The organism is Nitratidesulfovibrio oxamicus, from assembly GCF_015731765.1.
In the GTDB taxonomy this organism is placed as follows: domain Bacteria; phylum Desulfobacterota; class Desulfovibrionia; order Desulfovibrionales; family Desulfovibrionaceae; genus Cupidesulfovibrio; species Cupidesulfovibrio oxamicus.
The window spans coordinates 1-3,136 of the sequence record NZ_VRYY01000300.1 but is presented as its reverse complement, the minus strand read 5'-3'; the positions used below and the strand labels follow the sequence as shown (position 1 = coordinate 3,136).

General features: G+C 68.1%; 3 protein-coding genes. 2 read left to right on the top strand and 1 reads right to left on the bottom strand.

The window, feature by feature from the left end; all coding sequences use genetic code 11:
• The first annotated feature begins 352 nt into the window (after positions 1 to 352).
• Positions 353 to 775: a universal stress protein gene (locus tag FVW20_RS10710; protein WP_012612540.1), complete on the top strand. Its 423-nt coding sequence runs from the start codon at positions 353 to 355 to the stop codon at positions 773 to 775.
• A 93-nt stretch (positions 776 to 868) separates the two neighbouring features.
• Complete coding sequence (aroC, locus tag FVW20_RS10705) at positions 869 to 1,930, top strand: chorismate synthase (RefSeq protein WP_196609521.1); 1,062 nt, start codon at positions 869 to 871, stop codon at positions 1,928 to 1,930.
• 301 nt (positions 1,931 to 2,231) lie between these two features.
• Here aroC and FVW20_RS10700 read toward each other — a convergent pair.
• Positions 2,232 to 3,136, bottom strand: a 905-nt coding sequence (locus FVW20_RS10700; RefSeq protein ID WP_196609520.1) for an HD-GYP domain-containing protein, incomplete at its 5' end; no start/stop codon positions are given.

Here is a 3,136-nt window from a genome sequence, read left to right as displayed (position 1 = left end):
GACCCGCTGGCCGCGCAACGCCCCTCGCTGACCGGGCGGCCCATCACCGACGAGGTGGCCGAGGTGCTGGCCGCGCGCGAGCCCCTGTACCGGGAATGCGCCCATGCGGTGCTGGACGCCGGGGACGACCTGCGGGCGCTGGTGGAGCGGCTGGCTGGCCTGCTGGAAGAATAGCCCACGGGCTTTTCTGCGAACCGGGTGCGCACGTGCCCTGTTTTCCTGGGCCCTGGGTGGTTCCGGATCGCCGCGCCCTCTTGCCATGCCCGCCCCCGCAGGGGCATAGTGGCATGCCCGCGCGCCGTGGCAGCGCGCGACGACCATGCTCCGTGCAGTGTTCATCCGTGAGGTCGCCATGCAGATCCGCAAGATACTCGTTCCCGTGGATGGTTCCGACTACTCGCAACGCGCGGCGGAATACGCCGCCGACTTCGCGAAGATGGTGGGGGCAGAGGTGGTGCTGCTCATCTGCCGCATGTCCATCCCGCCCATTCTCGGGCAGGTGGCCTACGACCAGGCCCGCAATTCGCTGGTGGCCCAGGCCGAGGAAGTGCTGGAGCCCTGCCGCCGCCTCCTGCGCGAGCGCAACGTGCCCTTTGCCGACCGCGTGCTGGAGGGCAAGGTGGAGGTGGCCATCGTGGACGCCGCCGACTACGAGCGCTGCGACCTGATCATCATGGGGTCGCGCGGGCACTCGGAACTGGAGGGCCTGCTGCTGGGCAGCGTCACCCACCGGGTGTTGCAGATGGCGTCGTGTCCGGTGATGGTCATCCGCTAGGGGCCGGTTTCGCAACCCTTGCGGTGTGCCGCGCCAGACAGCGCCTTTCTCGTAGGCTAGGTTTTTTATCTTTTCCGGTTCACAGGAGTACCCATGAGCGGCAACACCTTTGGTCGCATCTTCCGGCTGACCACCTACGGCGAATCGCACGGCCCCGGCCTTGGCGGCGTGGTGGACGGCTGCCCTGCCGGTGTGCCGCTGGACGAATCGGTCATCCAGCGAGAACTGGACCTGCGCCGTCCCGGCAGCGCGTCCGCCGGCCTTGCCGGTACGGCCCGCAAGGAACCGGATACCGTGCGCCTGCTTTCCGGCGTGTTCGAAGGGGTCACCACCGGCACCCCCATCGGCTTCCACATCACCAATGAAGACCAGCGGTCGCGTGACTACGGCGACCTGGCCAAGCTGTACCGCCCCGGTCACGCGGACATCACCTACGACGCCAAGTACGGCCTGCGCGACTTTCGCGGCGGCGGCCGGGCATCGGGACGGGAGACCGTCTCGCGCGTGGCGGGTGGCGCCGTGGCCCTGGCCCTGCTGGCCATGCACGACATCGAGGTGCGCGCCTACACCGTTGAGATCGGCGGAGTGCCCGCCGACGTCGTGGACCCGGCGAGCGCGCAGGAGCGGCTGTTCTTTTCGCCCGACCCGGACGTGGTGCCCGCGTGGGAATCGCTGGTGCACGACGTCCGGGCGGAGGGCGACACCCTGGGCGGCATCGTGCAGGTGGAGGCCACCGGCGTGCCCGCAGGCCTCGGCGAGCCGGTGTTCGACAAACTGGACGCCCTGCTGGCCCACGCCCTGATGTCCGTGGGTGCGGTAAAGGCCGTGGAGGTGGGCGCGGGGCTGGAGGCGGCGCGCCTGCGCGGCAGCGAGAACAACGACCCCATCATTCCCGGCGGCTTCCACACCAACCATGCCGGGGGCATTCTGGGCGGCATCTCCAACGGGCAGCCCATCGTGGTGCGCGCGACGGTGAAGCCCATCCCCTCCATTGCGCAGGAGCAGATCACCATCGATACCAACGGCAGGCCCGCGCCGCTGCGCGTGGGCGGGCGCCACGACATCTGCGCCATTCCGCGCGTGGTGCCCGTGCTGAAGGCCATGGCGGCGCTGGTGTTGGCCGACACTCTCCTCCTCCAGCGCCGCATGGGGTGAGCGAAGCCCCCAGGTTGGTTCTTTTGCCTTCCGGCTTCCGACCCGAAGGGCGCGGAGCGTGCCCGTTAGGCGAGCCTGCGAGCCTTACGGGCATCGAGCGCAGAGCGGTCAAACATCGTTTTTTGCTCCGGTCGAGTACGAGAAGAGTACACTCCCTTCGCAAAAAACGTGTTTTCCTCGCCGGAAAGGCAAAACTCCTCAATCTGGGAGTTTCGCTGAGAGGCATTGCCCCTCTTCCCCGAAATAGAAACGCACACGGCGGACGTTCTTTCCGGAACGTCCGCCGTGTGCGTTTTGCTTCTTACTGCCTCGGATCGCCGGGCTGTACCTGGTCGCCGGTAGGGCCGCCGGGCGGGTCGGGGTCCGGCGTGTGGCCCGGTTCCGGGTCGCGGTAGGCGGTGGCGATGCGCTTGAATTCCTCTTCGGCCAGCAGGAAGGCGTCCACCACGGCGGGGTCGAAGTGGGTGCCCCGGCCCTTCAGGATGATCTCGCGCACCTTGGCGTGCGGAAAGGCGGGCTTGTACTGCCGGGCGCAGATCAGCGCGTCGTACACGTCTGCCAGGGCCATCAGGCGACCGGAAAGGGGTATGGCCTCGCCCGCAAGGCCCTCCATGTAGCCGGAGCCATCCCATTTTTCGTGGTGGCTCCAGGCTATTTCCGCCGCCAGGTGCAGGAATGCGTCATCCTCCATGCCCTGGGCCGCGTTGGCGATGATGTTGCGCCCGTGCCGCACGTGCTGGCGGATCACCGCGAATTCCTCGTCGGTAAGCTTGCCGGGCTTGAACAGCACGCTGTCAGGCACGGCCACCTTTCCCACGTCGTGCAGCGGCGCGGAATGGAACAGCAGTTCGATGTAGTCCTCGGTGAGTTGGGGGTAGGTTTCCTTGCCGCCGCCCTGTCCTATGTCCCGCAGGGATTCGGCCAGCGCCCGCACGTAGTGCTGGGTGCGCTTGATGTGCGCGCCGCTGATCTCGTCGCGGCTTTCGGCCACGGCGGTCATGGATTCCAGGGTCATCTGCCGGGCGTGGTTCAATTGCCGCAGCCGCACGAAGGCCGTGCGCCGTTCCCGCGCGTACAGCGCGAGAGACAGCAGCGCCCCCTGCAGCAGCGCGGCCAGCACGGGCGCAGCCATGGGCAGGGTTATGCCACGCCACGCGAACAGCGCGGACCCCACGGCGGGCATGACCAGGGCCGCGGCCAGCGTGG